Source organism: Rothia nasimurium, assembly GCF_928391935.1.
Lineage (GTDB): Bacteria > Actinomycetota > Actinomycetes > Actinomycetales > Micrococcaceae > Rothia > Rothia nasimurium_D.
The window spans coordinates 146,651-165,938 of record NZ_CAKMTD010000001.1; the positions used below are offsets into that span (position 1 = coordinate 146,651).

The 19,288-nt window shown below is 59.3% G+C and carries 15 protein-coding genes; 4 read left to right on the forward strand and 11 right to left on the reverse strand.

Features of this window, described 5'->3' with window-relative positions; translation table 11 throughout:
- Positions 1-148: 148 nt before the first annotated feature.
- The 3 genes from rpmA to L7A15_RS00730 form a co-directional block, all read right to left on the reverse strand.
- Positions 149-406: a 50S ribosomal protein L27 gene (rpmA, locus tag L7A15_RS00720; RefSeq protein ID WP_135013898.1), complete on the reverse strand. Its 258-nt coding sequence runs from the start codon at positions 404-406 to the stop codon at positions 149-151.
- Positions 407-459: 53 nt separating this feature from the next.
- Complete coding sequence (rplU, locus tag L7A15_RS00725; RefSeq protein WP_135013897.1) at positions 460-771, reverse strand: 50S ribosomal protein L21; 312 nt, start codon at positions 769-771, stop codon at positions 460-462.
- A gap of 376 nt (positions 772-1,147) precedes the next feature.
- Entirely contained in the window at positions 1,148-4,417 is a 3,270-nt protein-coding gene (locus tag L7A15_RS00730; RefSeq protein ID WP_237207882.1) for an Rne/Rng family ribonuclease, read from the reverse strand.
- A 541-nt stretch (positions 4,418-4,958) separates the two neighbouring features.
- Here L7A15_RS00730 and L7A15_RS00735 point away from each other — a divergent pair.
- The gene (locus L7A15_RS00735; RefSeq protein WP_237187880.1) at positions 4,959-5,579 is read left to right on the forward strand and encodes a vitamin K epoxide reductase family protein; all 621 of its coding nucleotides are present in this window, start codon (positions 4,959-4,961) and stop codon (positions 5,577-5,579) included.
- 64 nt (positions 5,580-5,643) lie between these two features.
- Here the strand turns inward: L7A15_RS00735 and ndk are convergent, their stop codons facing one another.
- From ndk to L7A15_RS00760, 5 genes are all read right to left on the reverse strand, one after another.
- Entirely contained in the window at positions 5,644-6,060 is a 417-nt protein-coding gene (gene ndk, locus L7A15_RS00740; protein ID WP_237187879.1) for a nucleoside-diphosphate kinase, read from the reverse strand.
- 158 nt (positions 6,061-6,218) lie between these two features.
- On the reverse strand, positions 6,219-6,656 hold the full coding sequence (locus tag L7A15_RS00745) for a DUF4233 domain-containing protein (RefSeq protein ID WP_237201333.1): 438 nt from the start codon (positions 6,654-6,656) through the stop codon (positions 6,219-6,221).
- A 10-nt stretch (positions 6,657-6,666) separates the two neighbouring features.
- Positions 6,667-8,091, reverse strand: coding sequence for a bifunctional folylpolyglutamate synthase/dihydrofolate synthase (locus tag L7A15_RS00750; protein ID WP_237201334.1), 1,425 nt, complete (start codon positions 8,089-8,091; stop codon positions 6,667-6,669).
- Complete coding sequence (gene ileS / locus L7A15_RS00755) at positions 8,092-11,394, reverse strand: isoleucine--tRNA ligase (RefSeq protein ID WP_237212245.1); 3,303 nt, start codon at positions 11,392-11,394, stop codon at positions 8,092-8,094.
- Positions 11,395-12,121: 727 nt separating this feature from the next.
- A complete protein-coding gene (locus L7A15_RS00760) occupies positions 12,122-13,231 on the reverse strand; it encodes a hypothetical protein (protein WP_237212246.1) in 1,110 nt (369 codons plus the stop codon).
- A gap of 300 nt (positions 13,232-13,531) precedes the next feature.
- Here L7A15_RS00760 and L7A15_RS00765 point away from each other — a divergent pair, with 300 nt between their 5' ends.
- On the forward strand, positions 13,532-13,744 hold the full coding sequence (locus L7A15_RS00765) for a tautomerase family protein (protein WP_237212247.1): 213 nt from the start codon (positions 13,532-13,534) through the stop codon (positions 13,742-13,744).
- Positions 13,745-13,863: 119 nt separating this feature from the next.
- Complete coding sequence (locus tag L7A15_RS00770; protein WP_237212248.1) at positions 13,864-14,769, forward strand: restriction endonuclease; 906 nt, start codon at positions 13,864-13,866, stop codon at positions 14,767-14,769.
- A gap of 92 nt (positions 14,770-14,861) precedes the next feature.
- Here the strand turns inward: L7A15_RS00770 and L7A15_RS00775 are convergent, their stop codons facing one another.
- Entirely contained in the window at positions 14,862-16,301 is a 1,440-nt protein-coding gene (locus L7A15_RS00775; RefSeq protein ID WP_237212249.1) for an APC family permease, read from the reverse strand.
- 272 nt (positions 16,302-16,573) lie between these two features.
- Here L7A15_RS00775 and pdxY point away from each other — a divergent pair, with 272 nt between their 5' ends.
- Complete coding sequence (gene pdxY / locus L7A15_RS00780; protein WP_237207884.1) at positions 16,574-17,428, forward strand: pyridoxal kinase PdxY; 855 nt, start codon at positions 16,574-16,576, stop codon at positions 17,426-17,428.
- 104 nt (positions 17,429-17,532) lie between these two features.
- Here pdxY and L7A15_RS00785 read toward each other — a convergent pair whose 3' ends face one another.
- Positions 17,533-18,342, reverse strand: a complete 810-nt coding sequence (locus tag L7A15_RS00785) for a hypothetical protein (RefSeq protein WP_237207885.1) — start codon at positions 18,340-18,342, stop codon at positions 17,533-17,535.
- A gap of 111 nt (positions 18,343-18,453) precedes the next feature.
- Positions 18,454-19,260 (reverse strand): SDR family oxidoreductase, encoded by an 807-nt coding sequence (locus L7A15_RS00790; RefSeq protein ID WP_237201342.1) that lies wholly within the window; start codon positions 19,258-19,260, stop codon positions 18,454-18,456.
- Between the last annotated feature and the right edge of the window lie 28 nt (positions 19,261-19,288).

Below are 19,288 nucleotides of genomic sequence, written 5' to 3' on the forward strand. Positions count from 1 at the left end.
TTCTGCTCGACCGGCCAACGAGAACGCTGGTAGGTTTAGCACAATCTGCCACCCCTGTACCCTGCCTAGGGCAGGACGGCGGAAGAAAAGGAAAAGGGCGACCTCGGGTTCTTCCCGTGATCGCCCTCTTCTGCGTGAGGTCTAAACCTTACTCAGCTGCTGCAAGGATGTTGACAACCTTGCGGCCCTTGCGGGTACCGAATTCGACCTTACCTGCTGCCAGAGCGAACAGGGTGTCGTCGCCACCACGGCCTACGTTATTGCCGGGGTGGAAGTGGGTGCCACGCTGACGAACGAGGATTTCACCTGCGTTAACAGTCTCGCCGCCGTAGCGCTTAACACCGAGGTACTGGGGGTTTGAGTCACGGCCGTTACGGGTGGAGCTTGCGCCCTTCTTATGTGCCATTGATGCCTACCTTAGGTAAAAGAATGTTTTATGGTAACCAGTCGACGCTTGTCTTAAGCGTTGATCGCGGTGATCTTGACGGTGGTCAGTTCGGCGCGGAAGCCCTGACGCTTCTTGTAGCCGGTCTTGTTCTTGTACTTCTGAATTACGATCTTGGGACCGCGGAGGTCTTCGATCTTTTCTGCGGTGACCTTGGCTGAAGCCAGGGACTTTGCATCAACGGTGACCTTGTCGCCGTCAACCAGCATCAGCACGGGCAGCTCGATGGTGCTGCCGGGCTCGCCAGCGACGCGGTCAAGGGTAACCAGGTCTCCAACAGAGACCTTTTCCTGGCGGCCGCCAGCGCGAACAATTGCGTATGCCACTTGGGAACTCAATTCTATCTTGACGTCATTTTTAAGGGTTCACAGGGTGTTTGACTGAAATCTTGGAGCCGGGTTCACCGCAAGGTGGTGGCCCGGCACTGCTCAACACGGAGGTTGTGCGGCTTCAGGTTTTCGCTCTGTGAAGTGGTTTGGCCTCGCCACCGGTGGTGACCTGCCGAGTTGAGTCCACGCTAACGCTTGCTTGTGGAAACAACACCAGCTCACAATATTACGCTGTGGAGCCCGGTCGGGCAAGCAACAGGAGGCTGTGTGCTTAACCCCTCACTCCCCTGACCTGGTCTGGCCGGGGTAAAGCCCAGGTGGGGGCGCCAGCCTGTGTGCTGGCGCCCCCACCTGGTTGCATCTAGCCTAGGGCCTAGGCTGAGTGGCCCTCACGCTTAATATCTGCAGCGGAGACACCGACACCCAGCATGACGGGTGCGTCTGAGCTGGCCAGGTTGGGCTTGGTTACCTGCTCGACGCTGGCTACAACAGAGCTACCACTAGCTGCCGTGACCTCTTCGGTGCGAACCTCGGTTGAACCGGCCCCGGAGCTGACCGCCCGACGGGAGCGGCGCTTCTTGCGGGGAGCTTCTAGGTATCCCGTCTCGGGAGCTGCAACCGGTGCTGCCTCAGGCTGGGCGGGTGCCTTCTTGCCGGGGGTCGCTACACCGGTCACGGTGGGGTCCGCCTCAACGGAGATCGGCGCAACGTAGGTGACGTCGTTACTGGTTGCTCGACGCGACTTGCGTTCACGACGCTTGGGAGCGTCCGCAAAGTCCCGGTCACCCCGAGTAGAGCGACGATCTGAACGGTTAGACCGTTCTGCACCGTTGTTCGCTTCCCCATCCCGGTCGTATTCCCGTCCTGCCTTCTGGGAGGCGCGGGCCCGGGCTTCGCCGGCGCGGATGGCGTCCAGGCGGGAGGAGTTCTGGGTGAAACGAGAATCCACCTCGGGGTCTACGTCCAAGGAGGCGTCAGAGTTGGCTGAGAAATCGTTGACGGAGATGGTGTCACGACGCTTACCACCCCGGGTGCGCCCGCGGGTACGGGTACGGGCCTGGGTTGTCTCCTCTTGGTTGTCCTCGTCCTCAGAACGGGAGGATTCGGCGTCAAAGACGGCAGCTAGGGATTCGAGGGTGAAGGAGCCCTGCTCCCCCATGCTGTCCTCGTCCTGGTCGGCTTCGACTGCCGCAGGCAACTCGATGATTTCATCGCCGATGGTCAGCACCTGGTCGCTCTGGGGAGCGTCCAGGGGCTGGCCGGTTTCAAGGTCCAGCCCGGCCTCGGCCCGGCGGTTGCGCTTGCGGCGCTTGCGCTTGCGGGCAGACTTGGACTCGCCTTCTGGGGCGTCGTCCTCCTGCTGGGTGCTGGCAGCCACAAGATTGGCCAGGGCAGCCCGACGGGATTCAGTCTTCTGCTCGTTTTCTTCGTCCACGTCCAGGGGAAGGTCGTGGCGGTGGTTGGCCTTCTGGTTGCGATAGCGTTTCCGGTCATCGCGTTCCACGCGGTGGATGAAATCTGACGCGCCACCAGAGCGGCCCTTGAGGGGCTGGTCGTGCACGAGGATGCCGCGTCCGGCGCAAGCTTCGCAGGGTTCTGAGAAGACTTCAAGCAGGCCGGTGCCCATGCGCTTGCGGGTCATCTGCACCAGGCCCAGGGAGGTCACTTCAGCAACCTGGTGCTTAGTGCGGTCGCGACCCAAGCACTCGACCAGGCGGCGCAGAACCAGTTCACGGTTGGATTCAAGCACCATATCAATGAAGTCAATGACGACGATACCGCCAATGTCGCGCAGGCGCAGCTGGCGCACAATCTCTTCGGCAGCTTCGAGGTTGTTCTTGGTGACGGTTTCTTCCAGGTTGCCGCCGGAGCCGGTGAATTTGCCGGTGTTGACGTCCACCACGGTCATGGCTTCGGTACGGTCAATGACCAGGGAACCGCCGGAGGGCAGGTAGACCTTGCGGTCCAGGGCCTTGGCCAGCTGCTCTTCAATGCGGTAGTGATCAAAGAGGTCGTCGTCCTCTTCCCACTTCTTGAGGCGGTCCAGCAGGTCGGGGGCGACGTAGGTGACGTAGGCTTCAATGGAATCCCAGGCGTCGGCACCCTGCACCATCATGGAGGTGAAGTCTTCATTGAAGACATCGCGTACGGTCTTGATCGTGAGATCAGGTTCCTGGTAGAGCAGTTCGGGGGCCAGGACCTTGCGGGATTCGCTCTTGGCCTTGATTTCTTCCCACTGCACGCGCAGGCGGTTAATGTCGTTGCTCAGCTCTTCTTCGCTGGCGCCTTCAGCGGCGGTACGGACGATGACGCCTGCGTCCTCGGGGAGCTTGTCCTTGAGGATCTTCTTCAGGCGCATGCGCTCAACGTCGGGCAGCTTGCGGGAGATGCCAGTCATGGAGCCACCGGGTACGTAGACCAGGTAGCGACCGGGCAGGGAGACCTGGCTGGTCAGACGGGCGCCCTTGTGGCCGACGGGGTCCTTGGTGACCTGCACCAGCACCGAGTCGCCTGCCTTGAGGGCGTTTTCAATCTTGCGGGGGGCGCCGTCTAGGCCGGTGACGTCCCAGTTCACTTCACCGGCGTAGAGCACGGCGTTGCGGCCGCGGCCGATATCAACGAAGGCAGCTTCCATGGAGGGCAGCACGTTCTGAACCTTGCCCAGGTAGACGTTGCCGATGAGGGAGTCCTGCTGGGTCTTAGAGACAAAGTGCTCGGCCAGTACGCCGTCTTCGAGCACGCCAATCTGGATGCGGTCGTCCTTCTGACGGACCAGCATCTGGCGGTCGACGGACTCCCGGCGGGCCAGGAACTCGGCTTCAGTAATGATCTGGCGGCGACGGCCGGTAGCGCGGGTTTCACGGCGACGGATTCGCTTGGCTTCCAGGCGGGTAGAGCCACGGACGCCGGTAACCCGGTTGGTGCCGTGAGAGTCAGACAGGCGGGGGGCGCGAACCTTAACAATGGTGTCCTCAGGATCACCCTCAGTACCGCCTTCGAATTCGAGGTCGGCGTCCCCACGGCGGCGACGACGACGGCGGTGGGAGGTGATTTCGGGGTCCAGGTCAGCGAGACGACGCTCGCGCCGCTCAGCCTCTTCAGCCTCCCGGCGGGCCTGGATTTCGGCCTTGCGCTGGGCGGTGATAGCTTCAAGGTCGGGTGAGTAGAAGAGCAGGCTATTGGCGGTTGCTGCTGCAGCAATTTTTGCCAGTTCTTCTTCTTGGATTTCACGGAGGGTTTTCTGGGGCTCAGCAGGCTCTTCTTCTGCCTGCTCGCCTTCTTCAGACTCCCCTTCGACGGCGTCGTCCTGGCCCTCAGTCTCAGGCTGGGCCTCAGCCTGATCCTGAACCGCAGCCTCGTCCTCAGCACCGTCTTCTGCAGCCTCCTCTACTGGCTGCTGGGGGCTCTCGTCCTCAGACTCAGCCTGGGCAGCCTGGGCCTCGGGGGTAGCTGAGTCAGCACCTGCTTCAGCCTCCTGCTGGGCAGGGGCACTCTTGGTAGTGCGGCGACGGGCGCGGGTCTTCTTCGGCGCTTCTTCGACAGTTTCAGGGGCCGGTGTTTCGGTAGAATCCGAGGCTTCAAGGGCCTCCTGTTGGGGCTGATCTTCTACCAGATCAGGGGTTTCGTTCTGTTCGCTGCTCATGGGCTAGCTTCTCCTTGATTTTTCAGTGCCAACGCCGCACCGAAGGACTTATCCGTTCGTCGGTGGTCTCCACCCTGCTGAACATGCTGGCAGGGTCAATCCACCGAAATCCTCTCTACCCGGCAGCCCTCAAGCCAACGCTCGGCGAGGTTTTGGCAGGTCAAGGCTTCTGTGCTCCATACCAAGGTCCGGGCCAGGGGCAACAACCCGAGGCAGCTGCTTACGCGCCGCTCTTGAAGTTCTTTAGCCAGTTCAACCCCACATCGTATGTTTCGGGGTTCCCTGGCCCATCGAGGTGCCTCCTGGGCAGTGCCACCGTGTGCGGACGGCACACTGCCACACTCATTCTCTCATACCCTGGACCATTTGCCGTCCTCCCACGCCCACCCGTCCACCTGCACCGACCCCAACCTGACCAGAACCGTCGGGTAACCTGTGAAAATAGTCAAGAATTGAGCCGCCCCTGCCCCGCAAGCCATCAAGGCTCAGGGCAACCCCGTAGGATGGACAGAAAGAGACAATACAGTTATAAGGATTCACCGTGTCTTCACCAGTAAGCACAACCGACGTTGACCCCCAGGCCCAAGCGGACCGCTCCCTCGGGTTCTTTACACTACTTCCCGGCCTGCTGGCCTTTGCGTCAGCGGGAATGCTCGTCTACGAACGACTCCAAATTTATATGGACGCAGGACACAAGTCTGTCTGCGACCTCAACGCCCTGCTCAACTGCGGCACCGTCATGCGCACCTGGCAGGCTGAAGTTTTCGGCTTCCCCAACCCCTTTATCGGCATAGCCGGGTACGCCATCGTCCTGACCATCGCCACAGCTCTCATGGCCGGGGCCCGCTTTTCCCGCTGGTACTGGGTAGCTATGCAGGTGGGCCACACCCTGGCTATGGCCTTCGTTGTCTGGCTCTGGTACAACACCACCTTCGAGATTAATGCCCTCTGCCTCTTCTGCATGTTCGTATGGATTATGCAGACCGCCATTTTTGTGAAGGTCACTACGCGCAATATCCAGGCCGGGGTCATTCCTGCCCCCACCTCGATTAGGGAGGCAGCCCCCAACTGGACCTGGTTCAGCATTGCCCTGATCTACATCCTGCTGTTTGGAATTATTTTCATCCGCTTCTTCGATGTGATCATGGGAATGTTCTCCTAACCCCCAGCCAAAACTGAGGCCCTACCGGTAGCAACCGGTAGGGCCTCAGTTTTTTCTAGGGCACTTAGGCGCCGAACCAGAGGGCAATTTCACGTTCTGCTGACTCAGCTGAATCTGAGCCATGCACCAGGTTCTTCTGAACGCTCTCGCCCCAGTCCCGGCCGAAGTCGCCGCGAATAGTGCCAGGGGCTGCAGTGGTCGGGTTAGAGCCGCCCATGAGGGTGCGGGCCCCCTCAATCACGCCGTTACCTTCCAGGACCAGGGCAACGACTGGGCCTGAACCCATGTAGCTCACCAGGGGCTCGTAGAAGGGCTTCCCCTCGTGTTCTGCGTAGTGGTTGGCCAGCAGCTCGGCACTGGGCACCAGCATTTTCAGCTCTGCGATTCGGTAGCCCTTACGCTCAAAACGGGCGAGGATTTCACCGGTCAGGTTACGGGCAACACCGTCAGGCTTGACCAGAATGAGGGAACGTTCAGTCACAATACACTCCTAGGAAATTTGAGGTAGGTCACTTCCTATCCTACCTGAGGCCGGGCTCGTGCAGGGGGCCAGCTCCCCCACGTCCGCCCCAGGGAAAGGAAAATCCCTGCCCCAGCAGGTACCGGGGCAGGGACGATGAGGCTGGGGGGGAGGTAAGTCTAGAGCGGGTTAGCCCTTTCCCATTCCTCCTGTTCCTTGGCGCGGACGGCGTTCTCCGCGTCCAGGCGGGCCCCGCGCGTCACCCCAAACCAGTAGGCCACGGCAAAGGCCCCACCCACGAAGAACATGGAGGGCAGCTCAAAGCCCACAGCAATGAGACAGATCTGCAGGACATACCCCAGGTGGTAGCCCCAGGGTTTCTTGAGGAAGGCCGGGGTAAGTAGTAGAGCCAGGGTCAGGGCCAGGCCCAGCCCCCAAATCAGGTACTTTACCCCCGCCGGATCGTTGAAGTGGTGACCAAAAATAGCCAGGGTTGCAAAGAAGGCAACCAGGGCTTCAAGCGACAGCACCATGGAGGTGAACATGACCTTGATGGAACGTGGCTTTTTCGGCTGGCCTGGGCGCCATTCGCGCTGGGCACGAGTCATTCTTGCCATGGAGTTACCTCTACAATCCAAGCAGGGTGCTGGCCTCACCCACGACGGTAATGGAACCGGTGACAAGCACCGCCGAGTTGAGGTTAGGCACGTCTGCTGCCGCCGTCACTGCCGCAGACAGGGCCTCAGGAACGTTCTCGTAGGTAGCCAGGTTATCCTCCTCGAACCCTGCCTGAAGGGCCAGATCAGCTAACTCTTCCGGGGCAATAGCCCGCGGGGAATCTGACTTGGTCAGGTGCAGCACCGTGCGCCAGTCAGCCCGGTCAACGTACTCGTCGAAGAGCAGGTTCAGCATGGTCGCGGCGTCCTTTTCACCCAGGATACCCACCACCAGGTGCAGCTCTTCAAAACTGAAGGACTCCTTGAAGGCCTCGGCAGAAGCCGCGACCCCGTGGGGGTTGTGGGCTGCGTCCAGCACCACAGGCGGCTCGGTGCGGGCTACCTCAAGACGTCCCGGCGAGCGCACCTCACCAAAGGCCTGTTTGACCAAGTCTAGGTTGAGTTCTTTCTGGCCTCCTCCAAGGAAGGCTTCAACAGCGGCTAGGGCAACTGAAGCGTTCTGGGCCTGGTGGGCACCGAAGAGGGGTAAGGCTAGATCCTCGTAGTGGCCAGCTAGGCCCTGAATCGTGAGGAGCTGCCCTCCTACACCAGCGGTCCGTTCGAGCACCTTGAATTCCAGGCCCTCGAAGCGGTAGTCAGCGTTGTGGGCGCGGGCGGCTTCGAGCAGGACCTGGGCGGCGGACGGGTCCTGGGCGGCGGAGATGAGGAAGCCGCCGTCCTTAATAATCCCTGCCTTCTCACCGGCAATTTCGGCGAGGGTCTCCCCCAGCATGTCGGTGTGGTCCAGGCCGATGGGGGTAACCACCGATACGGTAGCGTCGGCGACGTTGGTGGCGTCCCAGGATCCGCCGATACCCACCTCGAGTACCATCACGTCCACCGGCTCGTCGGCGAAGATCGCGAAAGCCAGGATGGTGAGGGCTTCAAAGTAGGTGATGCGGGGGGCACCGGCTGCCTCAAGTTCAGCGTCCACAATCTGCAGGTAGGGCTGGATTTCCTCCCAGATACGCACAAAGGTGGAGTCCGCTACGGGTGCCCCGTCAATCGAGATCCGCTCGGTGACCTTAGAAATATGGGGGCTGGTGTAGCGGCCTACCCTAATGTCGTGGGCCATGAGCAGGCGCTCGATCATGCGGGCGGTTGAGGTTTTACCGTTGGTGCCTGTGACATGAATGACCGGGGCGGCCTTGTTGGGTTCGCCCAGGATCTCCACGGCGCGGGCCATGGCGTCGAGGCGGGGGGCCATCTTGTGCTCGGGGGCGCGGGCCAGTAGGTCGGCGTAGACCGAGGCTACGCCGAGGGCGTCGTCAGCGAGGACGCCCTCGGCAGCAATCTCGGCAAACACGGGGTCGAGCTCCATGTTGTCCTGGGTCATTTAGGCCTTCTTCACGGCGGCTGAGAAGTCAGCGCCCTCGAGGTAGGTCACAGAGACGGCCAGGGTCTCAGCGGCCACCAGGTTCTCGTGCTTCTTGAGGGCCTCAAGGTCAGCGGCGGGGGCGGTGATGGTCAGCTCGATGCGGTCTGAGACGTTGAGGTCAGCTTCCTTACGCTCGGACTGGATGGCGCGGATGGCGTCGCGGGCGGTACCTTCGGCCAGGAGTTCCTCGGTGAGGGTGGTGTCAAGGACGAGGAAGCCGCCACCGGGCAGGACGGACACGGCACGCTCGGCAGCGCCCTCAGCTTCAGCGACGACGGTTTCCAGCTCGTACTCGCCGGGCTCCAGGGCCATCTTGTCAGCACCAACTACGACGGTGCCGTCCTCGGTGACAGCCCAGTCCCCGCTCTTAGAAGCCTTGATGGCAACCTGTACCTGCTTGCCCAGGCGGGGGCCAGCGGCGCGGGCATTGACCTTGAGCTGCTGGGAGATGCCGAAGTCAGCAGGAGCCACCTCGGAGGCGTCCAGAAGCTCAACCGCCTTGATGTTGAGCTCATCAGCGATGATGGATTCGAAGGTACCGGCCAGGTCCTTGCCACCGGCAACCGCCACAGTCAGGGCAGCCAGGGGCTGGCGGACGCGCAGCTTATGAGCCTTACGCAGGGCAGAACCGGCAGAGGCAACAGCGCGGGTGGTTTCCATGAGGGCCAGCAGCTCAGCCTCGTCCTTGAAGTCCTCCGGTGAAGGCAGGTCGGTCAGGTGAACCGAACGTTCCCCGGTCAGGCCACGGTAGATTTCTTCAGTGGTCAAGGGCAGCAGGGGGGCAGCCATCTTCACGAAGGTCACCAGGGCGGTGTAGAGCACGTCGAAGGCCGCGGTGTCTTCGTTGAAGAAGCGCTCGCGGGAGCGGCGTACATACCAGTTGGTTAGGGCGTCGGTGTAGGTGCGTAGAGCCTCGCAGGCGGCAGACACATCGTAGGCGTCCATGGCCTCGGTGACCTCGGCTACCAGCTGACGGGTCTTGCCCAGGATGAAGCGGTCCATGACGTGCTCAGCCTCGGTAACCAGCTTGGCCTCGTAGCCTGCACCGCCGTTGGCGGCGTTGGTGTAGAGGGCAAAGAAGTGGTAGACGTTCCACAGGGGCAGCATGACCTGGCGGACGCCCTCGCGGATGCCCTGCTCGGTCACAATCAGGTTGCCGCCGCGCAGGATCGGTGATGACATGAGGAACCAGCGCATGGCGTCCGAACCGTCGCGATCCAGAACCTCGGAGACGTCCGGGTAGTTACGCAGGGACTTAGACATCTTCTGGCCGTCCGAGCCCAGCACGATGCCGTGGGCAATGACGTTCTCGAAGGCGGTGCGGTCGAAGAGGGCGGTGGCCAGAATGTGCATGGTGTAGAACCAGCCGCGGGTCTGACCGATGTACTCCACGATGAAGTCTGCCGGGTAGTGGGCCTCGAACCACTCCTTGTTTTCGAAGGGGTAGTGGAACTGGGCGAAGGGCATGGAGCCGGAGTCGAACCAGACGTCCAGGACGTCTTCCACACGGCGCATGGTGGACTTGCCGGTGGGGTCGTCCGGGTTGGGTCGGGTCAGCTCGTCGATGTAGGGACGGTGCAGGTCGACTTCGCCGTCCTTGTTCAGGGGCAGGCGGCCGAAGTCGGCTTCGAGCTCAGCCAGGGAGCCGTAGACGTCGGTGCGGGGGTAGTTGGGGTCGTCAGATACCCAGACCGGGATCGGAGAGCCCCAGAAGCGGTTGCGGGAGATAGACCAGTCGCGGGCGTTCTCAACCCACTTACCGAACTGGCCGTGCTTGACGTTCTCGGGGATCCAGTTGATGTCCTCGTTCAGCTCGCTCATACGGCTCTTGAAGTCGGTCACGCGCACGTACCAGGAGGTGATGGCGCGGTAGACCAGGGGGGTGCGGCAGCGCCAGCAGTGGGGGTAGGAGTGAACGTAGGACTTCTCGCGGATCAGCACACCGTCTGCCTTGAGGGTGTTGATGATGGTGCGGTTAGCCTCAAAAATCTGGACGCCGGCAATCTCAGCCAGGGGGGCGTCCTCGGCCAGGGAGGAGTCGGCGAAGAGGTCCAGGAACTTGGCGCCCTCGTCGATGGACAGAATGACGGGGATACCGTAACCCTCACAGACCTTCTGGTCGTCCTCACCGTAGGCGGGTGCCTGGTGGACCAGGCCGGTACCGTCGGTGGTGGTCACGTAGTCGGCGACCAGAATCTGCCAGGCCTTCTCGGTGCCGAACTTTTCTGCGTCGGTGAAGTAGTCCCACAGGGGTGCGTAGCGCACGCCTTCGAGCTGGGTGCCGGTGTAGGTGGCAAGGACGGCCTCGCGGGCGGCGTCCGCGGGCTTTTCAGCCTCCCCGTATCCCAGGTCCTTGGCGTACTCGCCCAGCAGGTCGGCAGCCAGCAGGAAGCGGCGTCCTTCTAGATCACCGGCGCCGGGCACAACAACGTAGCTGATTTCAGGGCCAGCGGCCAGGGCCTGGTTGGTGGGCAGGGTCCAGGGGGTGGTGGTCCAGGCCAGGGCTTCAACACCGGCTAGTTCGGCAGCTACCTCGGGGTGCTTAGCCAGGGTGGCGTCGTCGGTGATGCGGAAAGCCACGGTGACGGACGGGTCCTGACGCTCCTTGTAGACGTCATCGTCCATGCGTAGCTCGTGGTTGGATAGAGGGGTTTCGTCCTTCCAGCAGTAGGGCAGCACGCGGAAGCCCTCGTAGGTCAGGCCCTTATCGTGCAGCTGCTTGAAGGCCCAGATGACGGACTCCATGTACTCCACGTTCAGGGTCTTGTAGTCGTTCTCGAAGTCCACCCAGCGGGCCTGGCGGGTAACGTACTCTTCCCATTCCTTGGTGTACTTGAGCACCGAGGCGCGGGCAGCGTCGTTGAAGTTGTCGATGCCCATCTCGATGATCTGCTGCTTGTCGGTCATGCCCAGCTGCTTCATGGCTTCCAGCTCAGCGGGCAGGCCGTGGGTATCCCAGCCAAAGCGACGCTCTACCTTGTGGCCGCGCTGGGTCTGGTAGCGGGCGACCAGGTCCTTGACGTAGCCGGTCAGCAGGTGGCCGTAGTGGGGTAGGCCGTTGGCGAAGGGAGGCCCGTCGTTGAAGACGAACTCGTTGGCGCCGTTTTCACCGGCGTCACGGTTATCGATGGAGGCCTGGAAGGTGTCGTCCTTCTTCCAGTAATCGAGCACTGCTTCTTCGAGTGCGGGGAAAGAGGGGGAAGCGGCCACAAAGCTGGCTCCGCTTGCGCTTGCCTTGGGGTAAACAGGCTTCTTGGTCATGGTTGCGCCCTTAGGTTCTTGTTTGCCTAGTACTTGGGGTGCAAGGACGCCTGCCCTCCCCCGTCCTACTGACGGTAAGGAACCTGCGCGGTACCACCTTGCTTACCGGCTTTCACCGGTCGCTTCATGACAGCTATGTCGGGCATACCCGCCCGGTTCTACTGAGATTTTCATCTGTTCTTCCGGGGCGCTCACCGGTGATTGCCGGGTCAAAGCGCTAGTTCTGTTCTATTCTAAGTGGATTTCAGAATACTGTCTAACCTACCAATCCAGCCGGGCAGGGGGTGCCCAAAAAACAACTACGCTAGCAATTTATCTCCGCGTGAGTGGAGCTAAATCGCTAGCGTAGTGTGTCAAAACGGGGATTAACCGCTTCTAAAGCTGTTACGGGCTAGCCCGTCCTACTAGTAGCCACATCTATTCCGCGCCCTCCCCTCGTCGCAACGAATTACGGGGGTGTGCAGGTATAACTACCAGCAGGATTGCTCACCGGTAATCAACCGGGTCTGTGCAACTGTTACCTATTTTATGTCGGTTACCGACTGGTGTCTAACGGTTTAGCGTGCCACAAAGGCCTGCTAACCCACCTGTAACTGTCGAGTTACACGAGTGTGAGACTATATATAGTGCCCACCCCGACCTTCGACCCCCATATAAGGGAACTCGGCGTCCACTAAGTGTGAGCGAATGGGCAGAAATTACAATTTTTTTGTCTCCCCATCTACACTTATCGAGCTTGCACTGGATTATCGAGGGCAGAGGTACCAAAGTACTGGCCTACAGTTACTGTCCCGTATGACTTAGTCGCTGCGTTAGCATCCCCTGCGTTTACACCTACACAGTTAGAGCCAGAAGCTTCTTGATCGGCAAATGCGGAGATACGATTAGCTACTGAATCATGCGTTTCAGGTGAGTAGCCAACTTCCAAAGAAGTGTATGCGAGTGAGCGCCAAGTATGAACAGCCCCTCCAGCTTCAGTTGAGTTAACACCAGTTTCGTTGAGTTGCTCAGGCAATGCCTTTACAGAGCAGAGCAGACCCCACGAGCCCAGGCCACCTGCATTGTGAAGTTCCTGCTGCTGAGCAGGGCTAAGAATAATGAAGGTGATGTCATTACCCTTCATCGTTGTGCCTCTAAAAACTGTTTTATCAGCTACATCATTCACCTGAGTGTTGCCCGTAGGCTCGGCAGAGCTTCCATCAGCAGAGGCGTTATTTGAGCCAGAAAAATCGGGGATTTCTAGTGGTTCAGCAGCAATAGACAGATCAGCACCCTGGGTTGAGGCTTCCAGATTGATGTCACCAATGTAGGCCTGGACGATTTGAGTGAAGTAAGGCTTGTTGCTAGCCAAATACAGAGTGATTTTCTCACCCTTTGCAACGGTGTACTCTTCTTCATTGAATCGTTTGGCTACATTCTCGATGAAGCGGGTCTCGTCAGAAGAAAGCCCTTCAGGTTTCTCTGACTCCAGGTTTAAGAAGTCACCAATCGATCGATACTCAACGTTATTACCATTCGGGTCAGTAAAGTTTACGCGGGGAAGCGGGTAAGCCTCCTTGCCGTCTCGGTTATCAATAGTGACAGCCAGGTAGTTTAGATCGTCAGCACCACCCTTGATTAGGGCACGAGCGAAGGTGGCGTCAACAGGCCCATCGATATCTGCTGAGATGGTCAGTGATGCACCGGATTTGGTTTGTGCAACCCAGTTTTCAACATTATTTTGCACATTTTCAGCGCTCGTTCCAGAACCAGCTGAGTTTGAAATTGACTGTCCGTTTCCGCAACCAGTTAGAGCGATTGCAGCCACAAATCCTAGCGTGATGAGTTGTTTTTTCATGTGATCTCTTTACAGTGCAAGTGTGAACGCTTCAGATGAAGGTTTTGCAACTTATCTGAAGGTTTGGGTGTAATACAAATATTTTAGCGAGCAACTAGTAAATTTAGTGGCATAGCCAGTGTGTTAAGAGCTAACTCCTCCTGTTTTGAACTCGTTTCGTAGCAGAGTGCACCCATCAGGATAATCCCTCGAGTGCAACCGGAGGTTAGATCCTGGCGCAGCTGAAGCTACCCTCGATATGTGCTGCCAGCAACAATCAACGTATCAGCACTTGGGTGAAAAACTACTGAGGAGAACCCCATGCCCCTAATCAATGTTTCGTATGCGTCCATTCAGTCTGATGACAAGAAGTCGGAGCTCATTGCTGAGCTCACCAAGACCTACGCCCGGGTGATGGGGACGGCCGAGCGTTCAGTGTGGGTTGTCCTGAATGAAGTACCCCGCACCGACTGGGGCGTTGGCGGTCAGACACTGGCAGAAATCGACCAAACAAGTAAGCCGGTCAAAGAATGAGCACACAGAATCCTGACTGGGTAGGGGCCCTGAAAATTCTGGCCAGTTGCCTCCAATCAAGCCAGAAATCTTACACCCGAGAAGAACTCATAAATTTAGGCCGGTCAAAACAAAACAAGGTGGGCAAAACTACTACCCAAACCCCTGAACAATTCGCCAACGGTTTCAACACTGCCCTCAATAAATTGCAGGCTTTGGACTGGGTTGAAGAAACAGGGGACAACCGGTTCCGACCTACACCCAGGCTCACCACATGGGTGCAGAATAATTCCCTGAAATCCCTCAACCAGTCAGCCATTGACAGGTTAGTTACAGCCCACAAGCTTGACCAAGCCAAACACAAAACTCAGACAGGAAAAGGCACACCTGCCCATAAGCCTGTACCCGTCAATATCCCCTGGGCTAAGGAGCCCCAGCAGCCTACCAAGAACTCCCCCAGCCCATCACCCCAGCCAAATAAGGCTAGTGAGCAAACAATTATCTGCCAGCTTCCACAGGCTACCGAAGCTCAACCCTCAACAGTACAAGGTATTCAGCAGACCCTATTAGACCGGCTGCACGAGGCAACCATCACCCAACTAGAAACCTTCCTCGATGAAATCACTCCCGAGAAATTCGAGATTCTTTGTGGTGATCTCCTCGAAAAACTTGGGTACGGTCGGGCCAAAGTCACAGGTGGCTCCAACGACGGCGGAATTGACGGCATTGTCTCCTCCGACCCATTTAACATCAGGGCCGTGGCCTACCAGGCTAAGCACTTTCGGGCTGACCGGCTGATTACCCAGGTCCATATTCAGCGATTTATAGGTGCTGTTGAGACCTACCCTCAGCAGAGGTTTGAGGCGGCTTTCTACATCACAACCAGTAGTTTCCACCAAGGGGCTATCGAAACAGCTCAGCGAGCGCCTTTCCCGGTTAAGCTCATTGACCGGCACATGCTGATCAACCTCATGTTCACCTACAAGCTTGCCCTCACACCCCATACCCTCACTGTCTTGGCTCTGGACGAGAACTACTTGAAGTAGACCCAGCCAACCCCTATAACCAAGGACGCCTGCCCCAACAGACCGGTTGGGGCAGGCGTCCTTGTGGTTAACCTGAGGCAACAAGGCTCGATTTAGAGCTTGCCAGCCTTTCTCATGTATTCGGTGACCTGTTCTTCAGCATCAGGCCCAGGCTCAATACCTGAGGGAATGCGGAACATAAAGATCAGGCCAACGATCCACCAGAGCCCAAAGATAGCCCAGGACTGCCACACGATATTGCTACCTGCAGGCATACCCGGGATGTACAGAGATACGAGGAAGACAGCTACCAGAATCGCCAGGTAGCCAATCACAACACCGCCGTTACCTGAGCCGCCAACCCGCAGGGGCCTGGGCATAGCAGGATCCTTCTTGCGCAGAACAACGAAGGAGACCATGACCAGCAGGTAGGCGATAACGATCATGGGCGAACCAGCATCAACAACCCAGCCCAGGGCTGCCCGGCCAAAGAAGGGGGCCAGGGTCGCAAAGAAACCAAGCACCAGCAGGGCATTAATGGGGGTGCCGTACTTGGGGTGGACAACGCCCAGCCACTTGGGCAACATACCGCAGCGGGCCAGGGAGAAGAGCAGGCGGGAGGCCCCCATCTGCAGGGAGTTCCAGGAGGTAATAATGCCTGCGATACCTGCTGCAATCATCAGCTTAGCCATGAAGTCGTTGCCAAAGAGGACGCCGATAGCGTCAGCTGCGGGAAGTTCTGCAGCTTTCAGGGCTGAATCGTCCAGGGCGACTGAGACGGTCAGAACGATGAGGATGTACCAGAGGGCAGCAATCAGAACAGAGATGACTGAAATCTTGCCGATTGAGCGAGGGGCCATCTTGGCCTCTTCAGCAGTTTGAGGGATGACGTCGAACCCAACAAACATGAAGGGCACGATAATCAATACCGCGAAGAAACCAGCTGTGCCGCCGGTAAAGAGCGGGTCCATTTTGGCAATTTCACCACCGGTAAAGGATCCGAAGAGCTGCAGGGCGCCGATGGCGAAGAGGAAGGCCACCACAAAAATCTGGACGCTACCTGCAATTTTTGCGCCCAGGATGTTGATGATGGTGATGATGATGGCTGAAACAGAGCCGACCAGGGCCCAGATCAGGTAGACGTCTGATTCTGCAACCGTATAGAGCTTGATGTGGTTGAGGTCGATTACGTAGCCGAGAGCTCGAGGCAGGGCAACCGCCTCAAATGCAACGACCGTTGCGTAGCCACCGGCGATAGCCCATGAGCCGATCAGGGACCAGCGGGGGCCGAGGGCTCGGATAATGTAGTTGTGCTCGCCACCGGCCTGGGGCATCGCTGCCACCAGTTCAGAGTAAATGAGGGCCATCAGGGCCATCATTGCCCCACCGACAGCGAAGGCGAGCATCGCCCCAACGGAGCCTGCGCTGAGAATCCAGTCGCCGGCTAGAATAACCCAGCCGAAGCCGACCATAGCGCCGACACCCAGGGCCAGCACCGCTGCTGGGCCCATCGATTTCTTGAGTTCGCTTTGAGTTTCATGCTGTGTAGACATGATTCCCCCTAGGTTCGAAAACACGTGTGAGGTGTAACACCAATAGAATGTGAAAACTCTACAAAAATTTTTGGGTGTTCTTGCGGAAATTATCTAAGGACGCGCCAATCTTGGTTTGATTGCACAAGGCAGGTCCCCTGACAAGCACAGATAGCCTGTAACAATAATGCACATTTCAGCTGCTGGCTGGGATGCGGGGGATACACAGAGTTTTTCAGGATTTGGGAGTGAAGTGCCCTCCCCCTCCTTACACCCATGCCACAATGGTCACTATGCGTATTCTTTCTATTCAGTCCGCCGTCGCCTACGGCCACGTCGGCAATTCAGCGGCCGTCTTCCCACTGCAGCGCCTTGGCCACGAGGTCATGCCCGTCAACACCGTCCTCTTCTCGAACCACACCGGGTATGGAGCCTGGCGGGGTCCCCTGATTTCCGGCGATGACGTCCGTGAGATTGTCACCGGTATCGAAGAGCGGGGCGGGCTGAAGGACACCGGGCTTGTGATCTCAGGCTACCAGGGCGGTTCCTCCATTGGAGACGCTATCCTCGACGCCGTCGCCAAGGCCCGCGCAGCCAACCCGAACGTCCTGTACTCCTGCGACCCCGTCCTGGGTAATGCCACCAGCGGCTGCTTCGTCTCCCCCGAGGTGCAGGAGCTGATTCGTGACCGCGTCATTCAGCACGCTGACATCATCACCCCTAACCAGTTTGAGTTGGGTTTCGTCACCGGCACCAACCCCCAGACCATTGAGGACGTCCTCGAGTCCGTTGCCAAGGCCCAGCAGATTGGCCCCCAGACCGTGCTGGTCACCAGCGTGAACACTCCCGAAACCCCGGAGGATTCGATTCAGATGCTGGCAGTTTCTGGCGATGAAGCCTGGCTGGTTACCACTCCGCGCCTCCCCATGAAGGCCAACGGGTCGGGCGACGTTACCCAGGCCCTCTTTGCCGCCCACTTCGCCTCGGGCAAGAGCCTGAAGGAAGCCCTGGAACTGACCACTGCCAGTGTCTATGAGCTGCTGAAGAACACCCTGGCTTCAGGCCAGCGTGAACTGCAACTCATTGAGTCCCAGCAGGCCTATGTTGAACCTGCTGAGACTTTTGAGGCTGTTGCTGTTGCCCTCTAAACCTGCCTCTACCGGCTGTTTCCGGTAGTTCCAGGGAACTCTGGGGCCGGGCCCGGTGAGCGCTTGCTTGCCGGACCCGGCCCCTGTGTCATCTCCGGGTTGTCCTATGGGGTGATGGTGAAGCCACAGAGGGGTTCTGGGTGATCACAGGAAAAGTAGGTGAAGTTCTGGTCTTCGGTGAGGGGGCCTGTGACGGCTACGTATCGGTAGGTGGTGCCGTCTGTGGAGCCGAGGGAGATGTGGGCATGGCCTTGGTCATTGATGGTAAGACCGGCCTGGGGCAGGTTATTTTCGTCGTAGAAGGGGATGATCTCGAAAGCTGGTTTGGGCTTGTTCCCCTGAGGCAGGGTTCTAGCCTGATCATAACCGTCGTGGGTGGGGGCCAGTACCACGATGGTTCTATCAGTGGCGAAGTAGAGGTTGCCGTAGGCGTCCTGGTTGTGGCCCTCGTGGAGGTTCCACATCATGGTGCCCTGGGTGGGAGCGGCGCTTATGAAGCTGTAGGTTGCACCGGTGGTTTCGTAGTAGCTGATGAGGTTCTCGCCCTGGTAGACGGCGTAGGCTGGGTGCACCCGAGTGGGGTCGGAGGCTGAGGTGATGGGTTTGCCGTAGGTTCGGACGTGAACTGGCCCGAGGGTGGGGTGGGTGGTGTCCAGGGTGTCGTAAACCTGGCAGGTGTCTTGGCAGGCGTCGGTAACTTCGGCTTGCTGGGTCTGGGCGGACGGTGTGGGGCCCGACGAGGGGGTTGGGCTAGCTGGGCTCGTGGTTGAGCTGGTGGCGAGGTTGCCTGCCTGGGTGTCTGTTGACGCTGAGCCGGAGCAGGCTACGAGGAGGGGCAGGGTGGCCAGGATGAGCAGGGGTGCTGACCAGCTGGTGGTGGGGTGCGGGGTCTTGGTGGGGTGGTTGCGCTTCACGGTCATCATCTCCTTCGATGGTTGGTGTACCGTTGTGGGCTTCCTTCCCCATATTGTAAGCCTACTTTCAATATAGGGTCAAGACCCCGCCCCGTCAGCCCCTCCCCCGGCCTAACCGTTGGGCAGACGACGAATCACCTTATACTGGGCCGCCTGGGCGACCGGACGCATGGTGATATGGTCCAGATTGATGTGGTGGGGTACGTTTACCGCGAAGGTGATGGTCTGGGCAACATCCTCAGCCAGGAGGGGCTTTTCAACCCCGGCGTAGACCTTGGCTGCTGCCTCTGCTGATCCGAGACGGTTGAGGGCAAATTCGTCAGTTTTGACCATGCCGGGGCGCACCTCGATCACACGCACGTTGTGTTCTGCCTCTTCGAGGCGTAGGGTTTCGGTCAGGGCCCGCTGGCCAAACTTGGCGGCGTTGTAGCCCGCCCCTCCCTCGTAGCCAGCTTCGGCGGCAGTGGAGGTGAGGTTGAGGACAGTCCCGGCCCCGCTGGCTCGCAGGGCTGGTAGGAAGGCCTGGGTCATGTGCAGGGTGCCCAGGACGTTGACCCGGTACATCCCCTCCCAGTCGGAGGTCTTTCCGGTGCCTACTGAGTCTGCCCCGAGGGCCCCGCCGGAGATATTGACCAGGGTGTCGAGGCGGCCGCCGGTTTCGTCAAGAATCTCTTGGGCCCGGGCGGCTACGGCGTCGGCGTCCGTAATATCAAGGACGACCGGGCGCACCCCGGTGCGTTCAGCCAGCTCCTGCAGGCGGTCGGCTCGTCGGGCCACGGCGTAGACAGTCCAGCCGGTGGCTGCCATCAGCTCAGCGGTGGCACGGCCAATACCAGAAGAAGCCCCTGTGACAACGGCAATCTTGCCCCTCTGGGCGTCGGGAGCAAAAGGGTTAGCGGGAAGTGATGAAGTAGTCATACCACTAGACTAAGGCCCCAGGCCGGGA

Bases quoted from the DNA above. Each gene is read 5' to 3' on its own strand.
- L7A15_RS00775 (WP_237212249.1), bottom strand. From the start codon at position 16,301: ATGTCTACACAGCATGAAACTCAAAGCGAACTCAAGAAATCGATGGGC.
- L7A15_RS00730 (WP_237207882.1), bottom strand. From the start codon at position 4,417: ATGAGCAGCGAACAGAACGAAACCCCTGATCTGGTAGAAGATCAGCCC.
- L7A15_RS00765 (WP_237212247.1), top strand. From the start codon at position 13,532: ATGCCCCTAATCAATGTTTCGTATGCGTCCATTCAGTCTGATGACAAG.
- pdxY (WP_237207884.1), top strand. From the start codon at position 16,574: ATGCGTATTCTTTCTATTCAGTCCGCCGTCGCCTACGGCCACGTCGGC.
- L7A15_RS00760 (WP_237212246.1), bottom strand. From the start codon at position 13,231: ATGAAAAAACAACTCATCACGCTAGGATTTGTGGCTGCAATCGCTCTA.
- L7A15_RS00750 (WP_237201334.1), bottom strand. From the start codon at position 8,091: ATGACCCAGGACAACATGGAGCTCGACCCCGTGTTTGCCGAGATTGCT.
- rpmA (WP_135013898.1), bottom strand. From the start codon at position 406: ATGGCACATAAGAAGGGCGCAAGCTCCACCCGTAACGGCCGTGACTCA.
- L7A15_RS00790 (WP_237201342.1), bottom strand. From the start codon at position 19,260: ATGACTACTTCATCACTTCCCGCTAACCCTTTTGCTCCCGACGCCCAG.
- ileS (WP_237212245.1), bottom strand. From the start codon at position 11,394: ATGACCAAGAAGCCTGTTTACCCCAAGGCAAGCGCAAGCGGAGCCAGC.
- L7A15_RS00745 (WP_237201333.1), bottom strand. From the start codon at position 6,656: ATGGCAAGAATGACTCGTGCCCAGCGCGAATGGCGCCCAGGCCAGCCG.